Here is a 15,449-nt window from a genome sequence, read left to right on the forward strand (position 1 = left end):
CCGGACCATGGTGGATATAGCCGAGTCCGATCTGTTTGTATACACGGGAGCAGGGATGGAAGGCTTTGCAGGAGCGATTAATGATTCTATTGAAAACGAAGAAGTAACAAGCCTGGAAGTAACGAGTGGAATGGACCTGGCGTCTTATGAACACGACCATAGTCATGCAGAAGAAGAAAGCCACAGCGAAGATGAACATGACCATGAGGAAGAACACGGGCACGATGAAGAAGAGCATGCTCACGAAGAAGAAGATCATGAAGATCACGGAGACCAGGATCCTCACGTATGGCTCGATCCTGCTCTTACGAAAGAAGCAGCGGAAGCTATAAAAAACGAACTGGCTGCGAAAAATCCGGAACAGGAAGCTGTTTTTCAGGAAAACTTTGAAGCTTTATCCGAAGAGCTGGACAGTCTGGACAGCGATTTTGCTGAAATGGCATCCAGTTCTGAAAAAGACTCTTTTCTGGTCTCTCACGCAGGCTATGGATACTGGGAGGAAAGATATGATATCCACCAGATAGGTATAACCGGTCTTTCCCCTTCCAATGAGCCATCTCAACGGCAGATTCAGGATATTATAGCTCTCGCGGAAGAAAATAATTTAAATTACGTCATGGTGGAGCAGAATATTCCTTCTACTACAGCTGACGTCGTTCAGGAAGAAACGGGCGCGGAGGCTTTGGAACTGCATAACCTGGAATCTCTGTCTGAAGAGGAAGTGGAAAGCGGGGAAGACTACTTCAGTTTAATGGAGCAGAACGTAAGTAATCTAGAGCAGGCATTGAACAATTAGAAGATGAGTGCAGATCCTTGTTACTTTTTTCTTTATTTATGTACAATAGGAATGTACACTAGTTATAAAGAAGAAAGGGTGCTTACAAATGGATTTTAATTATTTTATAAATGATGTCGTACAAACGGCAAGAAAAGAAATGGAAGAAGCCGGATACGAGCCTTTAACAACCACTGATGATGTAGATACTACATTAACGGATAATGGAACAACGCTTGTAATGGTTAACTCTGTATGTGGATGTGCCGGAGGCATTGCCCGTCCCGCTGCAGCCTATATGAGAAACTACGAAAAGCAGCCTGATCGTTTTGTTACTGTATTTGCAGGACAGGATAAAGAGGCAACTGAAAAAGCAAGATCTTATTTCACGGGCTATGCGCCTTCTTCCCCGTCATTTGCACTATTAAAAGACGGAGAAATTGTACGTATGGTGGAACGCCACGAAAATTGAAGGTCATGAACCAATTGAAGTAGTACAGAGCTCGAGAAAGCATTCGACGAATACTGCTGATAATGCAGCCGGAGAGATTCTTATCTCTCCGGTTTTTTACTGCAGATATTTTTTATTGACTATAACAGACTTAATTATGGTATAATTTCACCTGTTATTCATACATAAAAGGCGGCGGGTAAACATGGAAGAAATGTACAATCAGGTACAGGAATATTTGAATATGGATGATGAAATTCCATTTAAAGAATTCCGGACATACTACCAAAACGTAATTTCACATTTTGATGAGAAGTCAGAACAGTTTTCTGAAGATGAACTATGGAAAGGTCTCTTGTAGCAGAGAGCATTATGTCCAACGCAGAAAATCGTGCTAAAGAAGAAAGAAACAGCTCACAGGCAAAGAAATACCGCAAAATGGCGGATCGTACGACGATGTACGCCCAGCACTTCACCAAACGTATTAACCAGCTTGGATATGGCGAAGAAGCATTCGTGAACGGTTTGAGGCTATGCTTGAAGAGGGTTCCAAAAAAGAAGACAGCTAATTATTCAAAAGGCGTTGACATCAGCCGTTTATTTTATTAAAATAATAAATGCTGCTTCTTCATGCGCCTATGGTGAAAGGGATATCACGCGAGATTCCGGTTCTCGTATTCCAGGTTCGAATCCTGGTAGGCGCGCCAATACATAGTAATAATCGAGCTCCTTTCAAAGGGAGCTCGTTTTTTTATTTCTACAGCGGAAAGAATGGAAAATGGGCTGAATGTTGGAAAGTATTTGCGTTATAATAAAACCGAGCGGTATAAATGAAGCTTGAAAGGGAACTGCATATGGCCAGATTCACGATAGGGTACAGAACCGTTAAGACAGCTCTAGGCGCAGCGGTGTCCATCTTTCTGGCACAGCTGCTGCAGCTGGACTTTTACGTTTCTGCCGGCATTATTACGATTTTATGTATATCGATTACAAAGCGGGATTCATTGAAAATATCCGGTGAGCGTATTGTAGCCTGCCTGATCGGACTTCTCTATGCTACGTTAATTTTTGAATTTATTGGCTATCACGCTGTTTCGATAGCTATTTTATTTTTATTGTTTATTCCTACTGCAGTGAGCGTAGGAGCAAAAAAAGGGATAGTTACGTCAGCAGTTCTGATACTTCACGTCTATACTGTAGGGGAAGCCAGTGCGGCTCTGTGGGTTAATGAACTTGCGCTGCTTGGAATAGGAATAGGCGTAGCTCTGATCATGAACCTGTATATGCCAAACGCGGAGCGGGATCTTCTTTGGGATCAGGTGAAGGTGGAAGACTGCTTTCGAACGATATGGAAAGAGTATGCAAAGTATTTAAAGGAAGGCGACTCGTCCTGGGATGGGAAAGAGATTACAACCGCCTCAACGCTGCTAAGCGATGGAAAAAGCAAAGCGCTCCGAAATATCGATAACCATTACCTGCGTTACGACGATTATTTTTATCATTATTTTGCAATGAGGGAAAAGCAGTTCGATGTACTTGAAAGCATTCTTCCTTTTATTTCAAGTCTTGGAGATACTGTTATACAAGGGGAAAAGATGGCTGAATTCATGGAGGAATTAAGTGAAGCAGTCAGTCCGGGAAATACGGCAGGATACTTTTAATACGCCTGGATGAACTGCGGGAGGAAATTAAGGAAATGCCGCTCCCGGAGACGAGAGAAGAATTTGAAGTACGTTCAAGCCTTTTTTACATTCTTCATGAACTGGATGAATATTTGACCATTAAAAAAATGTTCAAGCCGGACCCAAAGCGCACACATAATGTTTCCGGCAAGCGTCTGACAAGGGATTTAAACAAAAAAATAAAACCCGGATATATAATACCGGGTTTTATCTGGCATCCAAGTTTAAAAAAAGGCTGCGGCTCCTGTAAACAGGCTGCCGACTACTAATGTTATAATCATTATATAAATAATTATTTTTTGGAAGTTTTTAGGCACGTTTCACCCTCCTGACTCATATATACTTTCCCGACTTCAGGCACAATTCATATTTGCCATCATACCACAGAAAAGAGGTCGAATTCCAGTCCTCTTCAATAGGAAAGGGAGTCTGATTATGTTAAAGCAGCCGCCTCATAAATTAGATCATATCGGTATTGCCGTCCGCTCTATTGATAAGAGTCTGCCATTTTACACTGATGTACTGGGACTGGAATTACTGGGCACAGAAGTGGTGGAGTCGCAGCACGTTAAAGTAGCCTTTCTTTCTATCGGCGAATCGAAAATAGAGCTTTTGGAACCGCTTGGAACAAATGGACCTATTTATACCTTTCTTGAAAAAAAAGGAGAGGGCATTCATCATGTGGCCTTCGGTGTAAAGAACGTAGAAGAGAGGCTCAAAGAAATAAGAATGGAAGGCATCAGGACCCTGCAGGACCATGCATCCTCCGGAGCAGGAGGAGCGCTCGTTGCGTTTCTTCATCCCGGAGACAGCGGACGGGTGCTGGTGGAACTATGCGTAAATCAAATAAAGAGGATGGATAACAGTTATGGTAAATGAACAGCGGATCGTCGACGAATTTATAGAACTAGTAAAAGTAGACTCTGAAACAAAAAATGAAAAAGAAATATCTCTCGTACTGAAAGAAAAATTCACAGCGCTTGGCTGTGAGGTACAGGAAGACGATGCGGCTTCCACGACGGAACATGCCGCAGGAAACCTGATCGTTACGTTAAAAGGTTCAAAACAAACAGGCCCCGTTCTATACTTTACTTCTCATATGGATACCGTTTACCGGGAAAAGGCATCAAACCATTCATGGAAGAAGGCTACATTAAGACGGACGGAACGACTATTCTCGGGGCAGATGACAAAGCAGGTATTGCAGCTATGCTCGAAGCGATCCGCCAGTTAAAAGAGCAGAATATTAACCATGCGGATATTCAATTTATTATTACCGTAGGAGAAGAATCCGGACTTATAGGTGCCAAGGCGCTGGACACAAGCTTGTTAAAAGCAGATTACGGATACGCGCTCGACAGCGATGGAGATGTAGGTAACATTATCGTCGCTGCACCAACGCAGGCAAAAATCAAGGCAGTAATCAAAGGCAAAACAGCCCATGCCGGAGTGGCTCCGAAAAAGGGATTTCTGCTATTACGGTTGCCTCCAAGGCGGTTTCCAAGATGCCGCTGGGACGAATCGACAAAGAAACTACAGCAAATATCGGCCGGTTTGAAGGCGGCTCCCAGACCCATGTATGCGACGAAGTCCATATTCTGGCAGAAGCACGTTCGCTTGTAAGAGACAAGCTTGATAAGCAGGTAGCAGAATGAAAAAAGGCTTTGAAGAGGCAGCTTTAGAAATGGGAGCCGAAGCCGAAGTGGAAATCGATATTATGTATCCGGGATACAAGCTCTCTGAAGAAGATAAGGTTGTCCAAACGGCCCAGCAGGCCATTAAAAAGGCAGGCAGGACTCCAGAGCTTTTAACGAGCGGTGGAGGCAGTGATGGCAACATTATAAGCGGCTATGGTATTCCTACAGTCAATGCTGTTGGCTACGAAGAAATCCACACGACCAATGAAAAAATGCCTGTAAGCGAACTGGTAAAGATTACAGAAGTTGTGCTTGCCATTGTAGAACACAGCGCTTCTGAATAATTTTTCCTATCTAATCAGCAGTCCGGGTTAACGAAATAGAAATCAAGCCGATAGTAAAGTACAATAACCAAGGGAATGGTGTATATGGATATAACCGGACTTCAAAAGCAGAGTAAATGGGGGGCAGAAGGATTACGGCCCGCTGCCGATCCTTCGGCAAAACCAGCAAAAGCTTTTTCTGATATGCTGCAGACCTCTGCAAAAGGCTATCATACAGAAAAACTCGAAAACGTAAAACAGGCACTTCAAAAGCAGGGAGAATATTTGTCGGAGCATCGGACATTGGGCGCTCTTCAGAAATATAAAGATCTTGTCAGGCAGTTCTTGAAAGAAACAGTAGAAACCGGTTTTGAATTTACAGAGGAACATGAATTCTCCAATAGACGCTCATTAAAACTATGGAAACCGGCAGAAGAATTGGAAGAAAGCATGCTTGATCTGTCAAAAGCCGTTTTTGATAAAGAGAAAACACGTCTTGATGTGCTGGAACAGGCTGGCGTTGTTAAAGGGCTGCTTGTGCATCTATACGCCTGAATGCATGCGGTTGGAAACAAAAACAAAGACAATAATAACTATTCAAGCCGGATGCTCTCTGAAGCACCGGCTGTTATTGTATAAAAAATCTTGCTAAAATACTGTCAAGGAGGGACTTTCATGAAGACTCATGTGCTATTTGTCTGTCTTGGCAACATCTGCCGGTCTCCAATGGCTGAAGCCGTATTCCGTCATTATGCGGAAGAGGCAGGGCTTGAACATGCCCTCGATATAGAATCCTGTGGACTTGGAGACTGGCACATCGGCCGATCTCCTCATGAGAAAACGCTGCAAGTATTAAAGGATAACAATATCGATACGACAGGACTTCAGGCTTCTTTATTTAATAAAGAAAAAATAACGAAAGAAACATATATTATCGTTATGGATGAAGCCAATGAACAAAGCGTACGCTCTATTCTTTCAGCGGATTCTGCCAAAGCAGTCTCACGGCTGCTCGAATTCCACCCGGACGCCCCTGATAATATTAATGTACCGGATCCTTATTTCTCAGGTGATTTTTCAGGGGTCTATGATATGATAGAACAAAGCTGTAAGCCATTGCTAAACTGGGTGAGAAAGAGAGAGGGTCTATGAAGTCAAAAATAGAGCAGGCTGTCCAGACAATTGATAGCGGTCTTTCCATCATAGGTATAGAACCTGTAAGCGGAGGAAGTATCAGTACGGCTTATCGTGTACGGACGTCTGAGGGAGACTTTTTTGTTAAATGGCATGAAGAGGCACCGCAGGATTTTTTTAAGCAGGAAGCCGCCGGACTTGATTTTATAAGAGGCACGGAAGGCCTGTATATTCCTAAAGTGCATACGTGGAGCAAGAAATACATTGTGATGGAATTCGTATCAGGAGAAAAAAACAGAGAAGCTGAGGAGCTGCTTGGTGCGGGCATCGCAGCACTTCATTCACAGACCGGCAGTTTTTTACGGTCTGGAAGAAGATAACTTCATCGGTGAACTGCCTCAGGTGAACGGCTGGGAAGAGGACTGGCTCCTTTTCTTCAGGGAAAAACGTTTAAAGCCTCAGCTTGATCTGGCCAGATCAATGGGAAGGCTGACGCTCCAAAGAGAGCGCAACGCATATGATATTATGAGCCGGCTGTCGGAATGGATTCCTTCAAAAGGTGCACCGGTTAAAGTGCATGGCGACTTGTGGGGCGGCAATTGGATCGGCGGCCCCGGCGGTATACCGTGCGTCATGGATCCTGCCGTTTTTTATGGAGACAGGGAATTTGATATTGCTTTTACATATTTATTTGGCGGATTTTCCGACGCTTTTTACGATTCCTACGAATCCATCTACCCTTTTTCCAAGGAATTTGAAGAACGTAAACCGCTTTATCAGCTGTATTATCTGCTTGTGCATCTAAATATTTCGGTGAAAGCTATGGTGCTTCGGTAGACAAGGTACTGCAGCACTATTCCAAAGTAAATAAATAATAAGGCTGAAGAAGCTCTTCAGCCGCCTGACAGCCCTGAAAAAAGGGCTGTTTTTTAATATTGCGATGCCTTTTGAAAAGCGCTGCGGCAGGTTTATTCCTTTTAAGAGGAGGGAAGATTCTCTAGTAGAGGCATCAGAATCGAAATGAATGGTCCGGCCTACAACAGTAAAGAGGTGAAGTCATGCTCAACGAATGGAAAAGACTATGGCAGGCAAAAAAGTGGATGCAGAAAAACGAAACGTTTTTAGAGACGTGGCATGCCCATATCGGTCATGCCCTTCATTTATTTGACTATTTTGAAAAATCGGCAAAGCCGGAAGACGTGGTGGAATCCTATCACCTGGACAGCGTACTGCTTTCCAGATGGATTGAAGTTGGTCTCTCGTTAGGACATCTGGAGAAAAAACGAGGCGGTAAAATAAAAACAGAAGCTTCCATCTATAAATACTTATCAAAGGAAAGCCCGGATTCAGTGGGAGTTATTTTAAAAGAAATGATGGAGCTTCATGTTCCAACGCTTCTTGCGTACAAAGATTTAATGCGCGGATATGATAAAGTAACGTATTTAGAGAAAGATTATGGCAAACAGTAGCAGAAACATCGGCTCTTTTGGAAACGCTGGCATTCCCAAAAGTGATGAAAATAATTAAGAAGAGAAAAATAAAATCCATTATTGATTATTGGCTGTGGATACGCCGGCTACTTGCGCAGAATTCATGAACAGAAGCCGGATATTCGGCTGACAGGAGTAGAGATGCACAGTGAGCTGTATGAAACGGCTAAAAAATCGGTGTGAAGGCACCTCCATTACATCACCATGAAAACTTTGATAACTATGTGCACATGAAAGCCCGCCAGGATATGGTGATGATGAATAACCTTCTATACTATTTCTCCCCGGGAAAACGCCAGGACGTTTTTGATCATGCTGCCAGAATACTTGCAAAAAAAGGTACGCTGCTTATTATGTCGCCGCTGCATGATTCCAAACATGGAAAAGCGTTTTCCACCGCATTCAACAGTTTTATGTCGGCTCATGAAAATTTACATCCGCTCCCCAGTGAAAAGGAAATCCGCGCCATTGGAAAGCTTAGCGGCCTGAAGCTTGTATCGGTTGAACCTGTGCTGAAAGAAGGCGGATGGTATCTGCTTGAACTTCAAAAAAAGAATAACCGCGATGGTTCCTGTTTCTTTAACAGGAGCTTTCTTTTTATAAACAGATGCTCCGATGGAGAGCATCCGACAATCGTTTCTGCTTGTATAAAAAAGGCAAACTAAGGTATATTTAGTTGTACAAATATTGGACAGAACATAAGCCTCGTTCATACACTATCCACCAAACGATAAAATTTAAACAGAACAGCACAGAGAGAGGGGCAACGCAATATGGCGGCCAAACACATCATTGTAATAGGGGGAGGCCCCGGAGGCCTTGCAGCAGGTATGCTGCTGCAATCCAAGGGTTTTCAGGTCAGCGTTTTTGAAAAACAGCCATACGTAGGCGGAAGAACGTCAAGAATAGAAAAGGACGGCTATGTATTTGACCGTGGGCCAACCTTTCTGAACATGCCGCATATTCTCGAAGAAGCCTTCCAGGAAAGCCGGAGAGACCTTCATGATTATGTTACTTTGAAAAAGATAGAGCCAATGTATGAACTTGTTTTTAATGACCTGTCGTTTTTTCCTACTACCGATAAGCAGGAAATGTATGATCGTATAAAAAAACATTTCCCTGGTGATGAAGATGGCTATTATGCGTTTATGGAAGGCACAAAAAAAAGATTTGATAAGCTGATGCCTATTCTTCAGAACACGCACGGCCAATGGAGGGATTATTTGCGTCTTCGAACGCTGAAAGCGGTGCCTCAGCTTGCTTTAGGTAAATCGCTGTACGACGTGCTCTCTGATTATTTCACGGATGAACGTTTAAAGCTGACGTTTACGTTCCAGTCCAAATACTTAGGTATGTCTCCGTGGAACTGTCCGGGTGCATTCAGTATACTATCGTACATGGAATACGAATACGGAGTGTTTCATCCGCTCGGAGGAATGAATCAGCTCTCTGAGGCGATGGCGGAAGCCATACGCGAAGATGGAGGAGCTGTCAGAACAGGAACCGGAGTTAAACGCGTTTTAGTGGAGGACGGCCGTGCGGTTGGAGTGGAACTGGATTCCGGCGAACAGGTGGCAGCCGATGAAGTGATTATCAATGCCGACTTTGCCCATGCGGCCTCTACTCTGTTTGAAAAAGGCGAATTAAAAAAATGGAATCAGAAAAAACTGGACAGCATGGAATATTCCTGTTCTGCATTTATGATTTATCTTGGACTCGATACTATCTATGATACCCAGCATCACACCATTGTATTTGCTGATGACTATAAACAAAATGTAGAAGAAATCACAGGCACAAAGCTGCTTTCCAAAGATCCGTCCATTTATGTTCAGAATGGATCGGTAACGGATGATTCGCTCGCTCCAGAAGGACAGTCGGCTCTTTATATCCTTGTTCCGGTTCCAAACAATCTGAGCAAGATTGACTGGGAAAAGGAAAAGCAGCGGTTTCGGGATCTTGCGTTAGACATTTTGGAAAAGCGGACAGCGTTTAAAGGAGTTAGAGATCATATTGTTACAGAAATGATCACGACACCAAAAGATTGGGAAGAAGATTATTTTGTTTATAATGGGGCTACCTTTAACTTAGCTCATTCGCTCGATCAAATGATGTACTTTCGTCCTCATAATAAATTTGAGGACATTGAAAACTGCTGGCTGGTAGGCGGCGGCACACATCCCGGAAGCGGACTGCCGACTATCATTCAGTCTGCCCGTATTACGGCCGGCGAAATCAAGAGCAGGCAAAGACAGGGGAGAACAGCTGAATGAAAACAATAATCGCCGGCGGAGGTATCGGAGGGCTGGTAACAGCCTTATACCTGTCCCATTATCAGGAAGACGTGTTATTATTAGAGAAAAAATCATTGCTTGGCGGAAGAATTAGATTTGTAGAAGAAGCCGGCTTCAAGATAGATGAAGGTCCGACGATTGTGCTTCTCCCGGAAGTGATTTTATCGATTTTGGAAGAGGCGGGAGTAGATAGAAAAAGATTCCGATGAAACGTCTTGATCCTCTTTATACAATGCACTTTCGAAACGGTCCTTCTTTTACAAAGTGGAGCGATACAGAAAAACAGCTTGAGGAAATTACCCGCTGCTTTCCTGGAGAAGAGGAGCATTATTTACAGTTTATGCAGGATATGAAAGGCCGTTTCGAATCAGGAAAGCGGCTTTTCTGGAAAACAGCTTTTACAAGAAACACACATTTTTTACGAAAAAAAACATAAGCTCGCTGCTGAAAATGAAAGCCTACCAAAACGTAAAAAAGCAATCGCAGCAATATTTTGATCATCCTATGCTGCAGCAGGCTTTTCAATTTCAAACGCTTTACATCGGAGGCCATCCATCCCACTCTCCCGCTCTCTACTCGTTAGTCACATTCAGCGAACACTTTCATGGAGTGTGGTACATCGAAGGGGGGTATGCGAGTTTGATTGAGATCCTTGAGAAAGAACTTAGGGAGCGCGGCGTCGATATAAGACTGAATGAGGAAGTACTGCAGGTGGATTATACCGAAGACCGCCAGTTTGAGTCCGTGCTCACCCCATCAGGTCGTGTGAAGGCGGATCAACTTATCTTGAACGGTGATTTCCCTAAAGCTAAACAGTTGATAACGAAGCAGAAGGAAACATCATATGAAGCTTCATCGGGTTGCCTGCTGATCTATTTGGGAATAGATAAAGTATATAAAGAGGAAGGCATTCACCAGTTCTTTATGGGAGAAAACCTGGATGAACATATGGAAGATGTTTTCAAACGCAGACAGCTTCATAAAGACCCTTCTATTTATGTATTTAATCCTACAGTGATGGACGAGTCTCTCGCTCCCTCCGGACAGAGCGTACTCTATATGTTGATTCCTGTTCCATCGGGTACAGACAGCTCTTTTTGGGAGAATAAAGAAGAATATACCGATAGAATGATCGAATTGGTAGAAGCCCGCGGCTATCCGGACTTGAGCAGTCACATTATCTGGAAAAAAATCCGTACACCTGATCAGGCGGAAGCGGATGGTTTATATGAGGGCGGGAGCTTCGGAATACAGCCTACACTCGGCCAGTCAGCTGTATTCCGCCCTCAATTGAAACCTTTTAAAGCGGATAATATTTTCGCCGTAGGAGCATCCGTTCATCCGGGCGGAGGCGTTCCCATTGTGATGCAGGGAGCCCGCCTGCTGGCCCAGCATTTAAAGCCTGTATAAAAATTAGTATTGGAAAAGCTAAAGGAGGAACAGTGATGATACCTCTGGAGAAAGCATATTCTGACTGCCACCAGATTATCTTAAAAAACAGCAAAACATTTGCCAAAGCCTTTGATCTGCTGCCGGAAAAGAAACGGCAGGCAGTCTGGGCGGTCTATGCTTTCTGCCGAACGGCGGATGATATCGTAGACGAAGGAACCAATAAAGAGAGAGAATGGGCGTCTTTTCGGGAAGAGCTGATCCAATTTTTTGAAGGGAACTGGGATCGGAATTCTTCTTTATGGACGGCACTGGATGACGTCTTCACTCATTTCCCCATGGAAAGATATCCCTTTCTAGATATGCTGGAAGGTCAGCACTGGGACTTAGTGAAAACACGGTATCAAACCCTCGAGGAAGTGGAAACCTATGGATATTATGTGGCAGGGACCGTGGGGTTAATGCTGCTGCCTATTTTATCGCCGCAGGGATTTGATCATTTAAAACAGGGAGCTGTATCGTTAGGAACGGCTATGCAGCTTACGAATATTCTTCGGGACATCGGCGAGGATCTTTATTTAAACCGGATATATTTTCCCGAGGACATTATGAAAAAGCACGGATATTCTCCGGAGCAGCTGGAAAATAAAGAAAAAACACCTTCTTTTATTCAAGCTTGGGAAGAAGTAGCGGTTCGGGCAGAAGATTTATATAAAGAAGGACTTATTTCTATAGAGGAGTATCCTGAAGACGCCAGGTTTCCGGTTAAAGCTTCCGCCTATATGTACTGGGCTATTCTTCATGCGGCCCGTAAAAATGATTATAATGTGTTTCAACAGCGGATGGTTGTCTCCAACGATGACAAAAAAAATATACTAAAAACGATCTCCGGCTGACTGCCAGGAGATCGTTTATTTACTTTCAGGAATAATCCAGCAGAATCCCGTCTTTTTTTAAAATAGTTCTGGCTGTTTCGCGGCCGCTGAGCACGACCATAGGTGAGCCGCCTCCCGGATGGTGGAACCTCCTGTGAAGGATAGGCGGGAAATATCCGCTGATTCGTTATATGGTCTTAAAAAGGCATCACGACGTCTGTTGGAGGCAGCCCCGTAGATAGATCCCCTGAACGCGTAATAATCTTGAGCCAGGTTAGTCGGGGTTATTATTTTTTCATGAACAAGGTGAGGACGGATGAAGATACCCTTTTCTTCCAGAAGGTCATAAATAGTATCTCTGTATGCCGCCTGCTCGGAGGCGGTAAGAACGCCTCCCGGCAGGGAAGGAGCGTTGATAAGGATGAATAAATTATCTCCATCCGGTGATATAGAAGAATCTGTATAAGACGAGTTGCTTATATAAATCGTCGGTTCCGCTGCATATTGATTATGTGCAAACAGCTCCTGGAATTCCTTTTTATAATCAGAGCTGAAAAATACCTGATGGTGCTTGAGCTGAGGAAGTCTTGTGTCCAGTGCTGCCATAATAACAAAGGCAGATATGGAGGCTTCCGTACTTTCTGCTCTGCGATTAGTGAAGCGGGGACGGAGGCTTTCCTCAACTAACGAGGGAAACTGCGTAAGCAGATCTCCGTTCAGCACAATATGATCGGCCGTTTCTGTATCTTTATCAGTCCGTATACCAACGGCACGCCGCTGCTCCACGAGTATTTCTGTCACTTCCGTATTTTTATAAAAACGCACGCCGAGATCTAAAGCCGCCTTTTCCAGCCCGTCTGCGATAGCTGCGTTTCCGCCTTTCGTATAGTACACTCCGTCCGCCCATTCCAGATAGCTGATTAAAGAGAAAGTAGCAGGGGTGCTGTACGGGGAAGATCCAATGTAGGTAGCATAACGGTCAAACATCTGCTGCAGGCGCTGATCATCAAATGTCGATGCATGAAAACGGTGCATAGTCTGCAGCGGCTTTACTTTCAGAAGAGCGCTGAATAATTCAGGGGAAAGGTAATCAAGAGGAGAACGAAACGTTCTCGGAAAAAAAGAAGCAGAGGCAGTATGAAATAAACGGCTGGTACGCTTCATGTATTTTTTAAATTGTTTCGCATCTTTCTTCCCGGCAAAGCGGCTGATAGCATCGGCTGCGCTGTCCAGACTGTCCTCAGAATCAAGCATGCTTCCATTTGAAAAATGATGGCGTGTATGTTTAGACAGCCGCTGAAACTGGAAATAGTCGGAGGGGGTCAAACCGGCGAGCTCAAAGCACTTGGTTGAATACCCAGGGCATTGTAATAGTGTTCGGTCAAAGTCGAAAGTGTGGGTACCAAGCGTAAGGGAGTGCAGTTTTCCGCCGACCGTGCTGTTTTTTCATAAACGGAAACATTATGGCCGCGCGAGGCAAGCAGGACAGCGCATGATAAACCGCCAAGCCCGGCACCAATAATAATAGATTTTGTCATTGGTAGGTTCTTCCTTTCCATGTGTAGCCTTTTTGTCGTACGGTAAGGTAGATAGAGTAGAAAAGCACAGCAAGAAGAGCCGCTGCAGAAAAAGGCATAAACAGGCAGAGCCATTTCTTCTGGCGGAATACAATATCAGTGTATAGTTTCATAAAGACGATAAGCAGGTAAGGCAGACAAAACAGCCAGCTGGCCGCTGCAGCCCCATAGATGAAAAGAGGCAGAGGAACAATAAAGAATACGGTGTAAAACAAAGTCAGCAGGACGGCGAGAAGAAAAGACCTGCCGATGCCGGGAAATATATTTTTACCGAATCCTCTCCAGACGTCACGGTTTGATTCGTACATATAGCAGGTAACATGTTCGGTAATATTCAAAAGAAGGCTTCGAAATCCGTTTGCCTTAAATAGGCGCGTAAGAGCGACATCATCTACAATAGCATCTTTAACAGAGGCATGGCCGCCTGCCTGTTCATAAGCCTGCCGTTCTACAAAGATGAAGGCCCCGTGAGCCGCGGTGAAAATAGGGCGTGAGGTATAATTTGCGGGCAGGAGCGGAAGATGCAGTGCAATAACAAAATGCTGCATAGGCACAAGCAGGGCGGCCAGTGCACCGATACGGGGAACTTTGGAAACCCCGTAAGCAGCTTAGCCTGTCTAGAATGAGCGGTTTCCTGAAACACATTAATAGTGTCCGGTGTGACCCGGACGTCTGCATCAATAAAACATAAGAAGTCAGTGTCCGCTTTTTCGGCAAGCTGATGACAGGCATAATTCTTGCCTGTCCATCCGGCCGGCAGGGGCCTGCCGGTTAATACATCAGCTTCCTTCCATTCCGCCGTCTTCTTCCTGAGGATAGATAATGTGCTGTCTTCTGAGCTGTCATCTAAAAAAAGAAAGCGGACGTGCGGGGCATTTATTTGTTTTAAATTATGAAGAAGCGCTTCAGCATTCTTTTCTTTCATTTCTCATGGGACGAGCACACTCACCGTACCGGCAGCTTTCGTATTCGTAAAGCCAGAGGGGCGCGGCATAAACAATAGAGAAGATTAGCCAAAGTGAAAAGCAGAGCAGTAAGGCGCTGTACAAAAATAATCATAAACATCATCTCCTTACTGGTCAGAACGTCGGAATATTTTCTGGAAGGACTCACTTACAGTAGCTTTGCCTTTTAGCAGCGTTTCAAAGAATCCAGCCGTTTTCCTCTATAACATCTTCAGCGAGCTGATCAAGCTGCTCTGTAAGCCGGGTTTCCAAATACGTGGTGATACTTGAGTATGAGGAGCCGGCCGTGCTGCTGGTCAAGTATATCGGTTGTCCGGTTTCAATAAATAAATAGGGTGTCTGCTTGTGAAAATAGCTGTAGTAAAGCGATACCGGTATAACGGGAACGTCCTCACGGCCGGAGACGATCCTTGATATACCGGAAGAAAACCGCAGCGGTCTTTTTTCAAGATGCTCCTCCTGGCCCTGCGGGAAAATCCATACAGCATTATTGCTGTGCAGTTTGTCTTTGGCATACTGCAGGGACTTCAGCATTTTTCTTCCGCTGGAACGGTCTATGGAAAAGGCGCCGAGTTTCCGGAAAAAGGGGAACTGCCTGAGCCCTTCTTCATCAATCATAGCAAAGGCGTCTTTTTTTAAATGAGCGTGATTTATGTAATGCAGGACGAGTCCATCCCACCAGTTGCTGTGGTTGGCATAAAATAATACCGGACCGGAAGGCACAGGGGCGGTCTCTCTGTACAATAGTTGATAAAAGTGTTTTTTTAACAGTCGTCTGTTATAGTAGAAAAATAAAAAATCCAGAACGCTGTTTTTTGATGATTCCTGCATAGCGTAGCGCTCCTTTTTCAGCTGAC

18 protein-coding genes, 1 tRNA gene and 4 pseudogenes are annotated in these 15,449 nt (G+C 44.3%); 17 read left to right on the forward strand and 6 right to left on the reverse strand.

The features are described from left to right. The 6 genes and pseudogenes from MMY81_RS13235 to MMY81_RS13260 all read left to right on the forward strand — a co-directional run. A partial coding sequence (locus MMY81_RS13235; RefSeq protein ID WP_252313287.1) for a metal ABC transporter solute-binding protein, Zn/Mn family occupies nucleotides 1-796 on the forward strand: 796 nt, incomplete at its 5' end. A gap of 88 nt (nucleotides 797-884) precedes the next feature. Next, nucleotides 885-1,307 (forward strand): annotated as a pseudogene (locus MMY81_RS13240) (BrxA/BrxB family bacilliredoxin). A 124-nt stretch (nucleotides 1,308-1,431) separates the two neighbouring features. Further along, entirely contained in the window at nucleotides 1,432-1,587 is a 156-nt protein-coding gene (locus MMY81_RS13245) for a hypothetical protein (RefSeq protein ID WP_252313288.1), read from the forward strand. Nucleotides 1,588-1,598: 11 nt separating this feature from the next. Next, nucleotides 1,599-1,835 carry a hypothetical protein gene (locus MMY81_RS13250; RefSeq protein ID WP_252313289.1) on the forward strand — a complete coding sequence of 79 codons (237 nt, stop codon included), beginning with the start codon at nucleotides 1,599-1,601 and terminating at the stop codon, nucleotides 1,833-1,835. 23 nt (nucleotides 1,836-1,858) lie between these two features. Next, a tRNA-Arg gene (locus MMY81_RS13255) sits at nucleotides 1,859-1,933 on the forward strand. Between the two features lie 147 nt (nucleotides 1,934-2,080). After that, a pseudogene (locus MMY81_RS13260) lies at nucleotides 2,081-2,955 on the forward strand (aromatic acid exporter family protein); the annotation flags it as partial. 177 nt (nucleotides 2,956-3,132) lie between these two features. On the opposite strand, the gene MMY81_RS35235 reads toward MMY81_RS13260, so the two are convergent. Next, a complete protein-coding gene (locus MMY81_RS35235; RefSeq protein ID WP_253075838.1) occupies nucleotides 3,133-3,189 on the reverse strand; it encodes a hypothetical protein in 57 nt (18 codons plus the stop codon). Nucleotides 3,190-3,343: 154 nt separating this feature from the next. On the opposite strand from MMY81_RS35235, the gene mce reads away from it, so the two are divergent. The 11 genes and pseudogenes from mce to MMY81_RS13310 all read left to right on the forward strand — a co-directional run bounded on the left by mce (nucleotide 3,344) and on the right by MMY81_RS13310 (nucleotide 12,071). Continuing rightward, nucleotides 3,344-3,787: a methylmalonyl-CoA epimerase gene (gene mce / locus MMY81_RS13265; RefSeq protein ID WP_252313290.1), complete on the forward strand. Its 444-nt coding sequence runs from the start codon at nucleotides 3,344-3,346 to the stop codon at nucleotides 3,785-3,787. Beyond that, nucleotides 3,777-4,889 (forward strand): annotated as a pseudogene (locus MMY81_RS13270) (M20/M25/M40 family metallo-hydrolase). Before mce ends, MMY81_RS13270 begins: the two are co-directional and overlap by 11 nt. A gap of 84 nt (nucleotides 4,890-4,973) precedes the next feature. Next, nucleotides 4,974-5,423, forward strand: coding sequence for a YaaR family protein (locus tag MMY81_RS13275; RefSeq protein WP_252313291.1), 450 nt, complete (start codon nucleotides 4,974-4,976; stop codon nucleotides 5,421-5,423). 120 nt (nucleotides 5,424-5,543) lie between these two features. Beyond that, nucleotides 5,544-6,020 carry a low molecular weight protein-tyrosine-phosphatase gene (locus MMY81_RS13280; RefSeq protein WP_252313292.1) on the forward strand — a complete coding sequence of 159 codons (477 nt, stop codon included), beginning with the start codon at nucleotides 5,544-5,546 and terminating at the stop codon, nucleotides 6,018-6,020. Next, a pseudogene (locus MMY81_RS13285) lies at nucleotides 6,017-6,839 on the forward strand (fructosamine kinase family protein). Before MMY81_RS13280 ends, MMY81_RS13285 begins: the two are co-directional and overlap by 4 nt. Nucleotides 6,840-7,060: 221 nt before the next feature. Further along, complete coding sequence (locus MMY81_RS13290; protein ID WP_252313293.1) at nucleotides 7,061-7,471, forward strand: hypothetical protein; 411 nt, start codon at nucleotides 7,061-7,063, stop codon at nucleotides 7,469-7,471. 251 nt (nucleotides 7,472-7,722) lie between these two features. Continuing rightward, nucleotides 7,723-8,157 (forward strand): hypothetical protein, encoded by a 435-nt coding sequence (locus MMY81_RS13295; RefSeq protein WP_252313294.1) that lies wholly within the window; start codon nucleotides 7,723-7,725, stop codon nucleotides 8,155-8,157. Nucleotides 8,158-8,265: 108 nt separating this feature from the next. Beyond that, a complete protein-coding gene (locus MMY81_RS13300) occupies nucleotides 8,266-9,765 on the forward strand; it encodes a phytoene desaturase family protein (protein WP_252313295.1) in 1,500 nt (499 codons plus the stop codon). Next, nucleotides 9,762-9,995, forward strand: a complete 234-nt coding sequence (locus MMY81_RS34035) for an NAD(P)-binding protein (protein WP_308215320.1) — start codon at nucleotides 9,762-9,764, stop codon at nucleotides 9,993-9,995. Before MMY81_RS13300 ends, MMY81_RS34035 begins: the two co-directional genes overlap by 4 nt. Before the next feature lie 175 nt (nucleotides 9,996-10,170). Further along, complete coding sequence (locus tag MMY81_RS13305; protein ID WP_308215323.1) at nucleotides 10,171-11,196, forward strand: phytoene desaturase family protein; 1,026 nt, start codon at nucleotides 10,171-10,173, stop codon at nucleotides 11,194-11,196. Nucleotides 11,197-11,231: 35 nt separating this feature from the next. Further along, complete coding sequence (locus MMY81_RS13310; RefSeq protein WP_252313296.1) at nucleotides 11,232-12,071, forward strand: phytoene/squalene synthase family protein; 840 nt, start codon at nucleotides 11,232-11,234, stop codon at nucleotides 12,069-12,071. Nucleotides 12,072-12,128: 57 nt separating this feature from the next. Here MMY81_RS13310 and MMY81_RS13315 read toward each other — a convergent pair whose 3' ends face one another. The 5 genes from MMY81_RS13315 to MMY81_RS13330 all read right to left on the reverse strand — a co-directional run bounded on the left by MMY81_RS13315 (nucleotide 12,129) and on the right by MMY81_RS13330 (nucleotide 15,423). Further along, entirely contained in the window at nucleotides 12,129-13,472 is a 1,344-nt protein-coding gene (locus MMY81_RS13315; protein WP_252313415.1) for a phytoene desaturase family protein, read from the reverse strand. Then, on the reverse strand, nucleotides 13,373-13,588 hold the full coding sequence (locus MMY81_RS13320; protein ID WP_252313297.1) for an NAD(P)-binding protein: 216 nt from the start codon (nucleotides 13,586-13,588) through the stop codon (nucleotides 13,373-13,375). Before MMY81_RS13320 ends, MMY81_RS13315 begins: the two co-directional genes overlap by 100 nt. After that, the gene (locus MMY81_RS13325; RefSeq protein ID WP_252313416.1) at nucleotides 13,585-14,175 is read right to left on the reverse strand and encodes a glycosyltransferase family 2 protein; all 591 of its coding nucleotides are present in this window, start codon (nucleotides 14,173-14,175) and stop codon (nucleotides 13,585-13,587) included. The genes MMY81_RS13320 and MMY81_RS13325 overlap by 4 nt, the downstream gene beginning before the upstream one ends. Next, entirely contained in the window at nucleotides 14,076-14,552 is a 477-nt protein-coding gene (locus tag MMY81_RS35240) for a glycosyltransferase family 2 protein (protein ID WP_374561848.1), read from the reverse strand. Before MMY81_RS35240 ends, MMY81_RS13325 begins: the two co-directional genes overlap by 100 nt. Nucleotides 14,553-14,769: 217 nt before the next feature. Next, nucleotides 14,770-15,423, reverse strand: a complete 654-nt coding sequence (locus MMY81_RS13330; protein WP_252313298.1) for a lysophospholipid acyltransferase family protein — start codon at nucleotides 15,421-15,423, stop codon at nucleotides 14,770-14,772. Nucleotides 15,424-15,449: the final 26 nt, after the last annotated feature.

The organism is Sinobaca sp. H24 (assembly GCF_023845525.1).

Excerpts from the sequence above, each read along its gene's own strand:
- MMY81_RS13245 (WP_252313288.1), top strand. The coding sequence starts at position 1,432 with ATGGAAGAAATGTACAATCAGGTACAGGAATATTTGAATATGGATGAT.
- MMY81_RS13250 (WP_252313289.1), top strand. The coding sequence starts at position 1,599 with ATGTCCAACGCAGAAAATCGTGCTAAAGAAGAAAGAAACAGCTCACAG.
- mce (WP_252313290.1), top strand. The coding sequence starts at position 3,344 with ATGTTAAAGCAGCCGCCTCATAAATTAGATCATATCGGTATTGCCGTC.
- MMY81_RS13275 (WP_252313291.1), top strand. The coding sequence starts at position 4,974 with ATGGATATAACCGGACTTCAAAAGCAGAGTAAATGGGGGGCAGAAGGA.
- MMY81_RS13280 (WP_252313292.1), top strand. The coding sequence starts at position 5,544 with ATGAAGACTCATGTGCTATTTGTCTGTCTTGGCAACATCTGCCGGTCT.
- MMY81_RS13290 (WP_252313293.1), top strand. The coding sequence starts at position 7,061 with ATGCTCAACGAATGGAAAAGACTATGGCAGGCAAAAAAGTGGATGCAG.
- MMY81_RS13295 (WP_252313294.1), top strand. The coding sequence starts at position 7,723 with ATGAAAGCCCGCCAGGATATGGTGATGATGAATAACCTTCTATACTAT.
- MMY81_RS13300 (WP_252313295.1), top strand. The coding sequence starts at position 8,266 with ATGGCGGCCAAACACATCATTGTAATAGGGGGAGGCCCCGGAGGCCTT.
- MMY81_RS34035 (WP_308215320.1), top strand. The coding sequence starts at position 9,762 with ATGAAAACAATAATCGCCGGCGGAGGTATCGGAGGGCTGGTAACAGCC.
- MMY81_RS13310 (WP_252313296.1), top strand. The coding sequence starts at position 11,232 with ATGATACCTCTGGAGAAAGCATATTCTGACTGCCACCAGATTATCTTA.
- MMY81_RS13320 (WP_252313297.1), bottom strand. The coding sequence starts at position 13,588 with ATGACAAAATCTATTATTATTGGTGCCGGGCTTGGCGGTTTATCATGC.
- MMY81_RS13325 (WP_252313416.1), bottom strand. The coding sequence starts at position 14,175 with ATGCAGCATTTTGTTATTGCACTGCATCTTCCGCTCCTGCCCGCAAAT.
- MMY81_RS35240 (WP_374561848.1), bottom strand. The coding sequence starts at position 14,552 with ATGAAAGAAAAGAATGCTGAAGCGCTTCTTCATAATTTAAAACAAATA.
- MMY81_RS13330 (WP_252313298.1), bottom strand. The coding sequence starts at position 15,423 with ATGCAGGAATCATCAAAAAACAGCGTTCTGGATTTTTTATTTTTCTAC.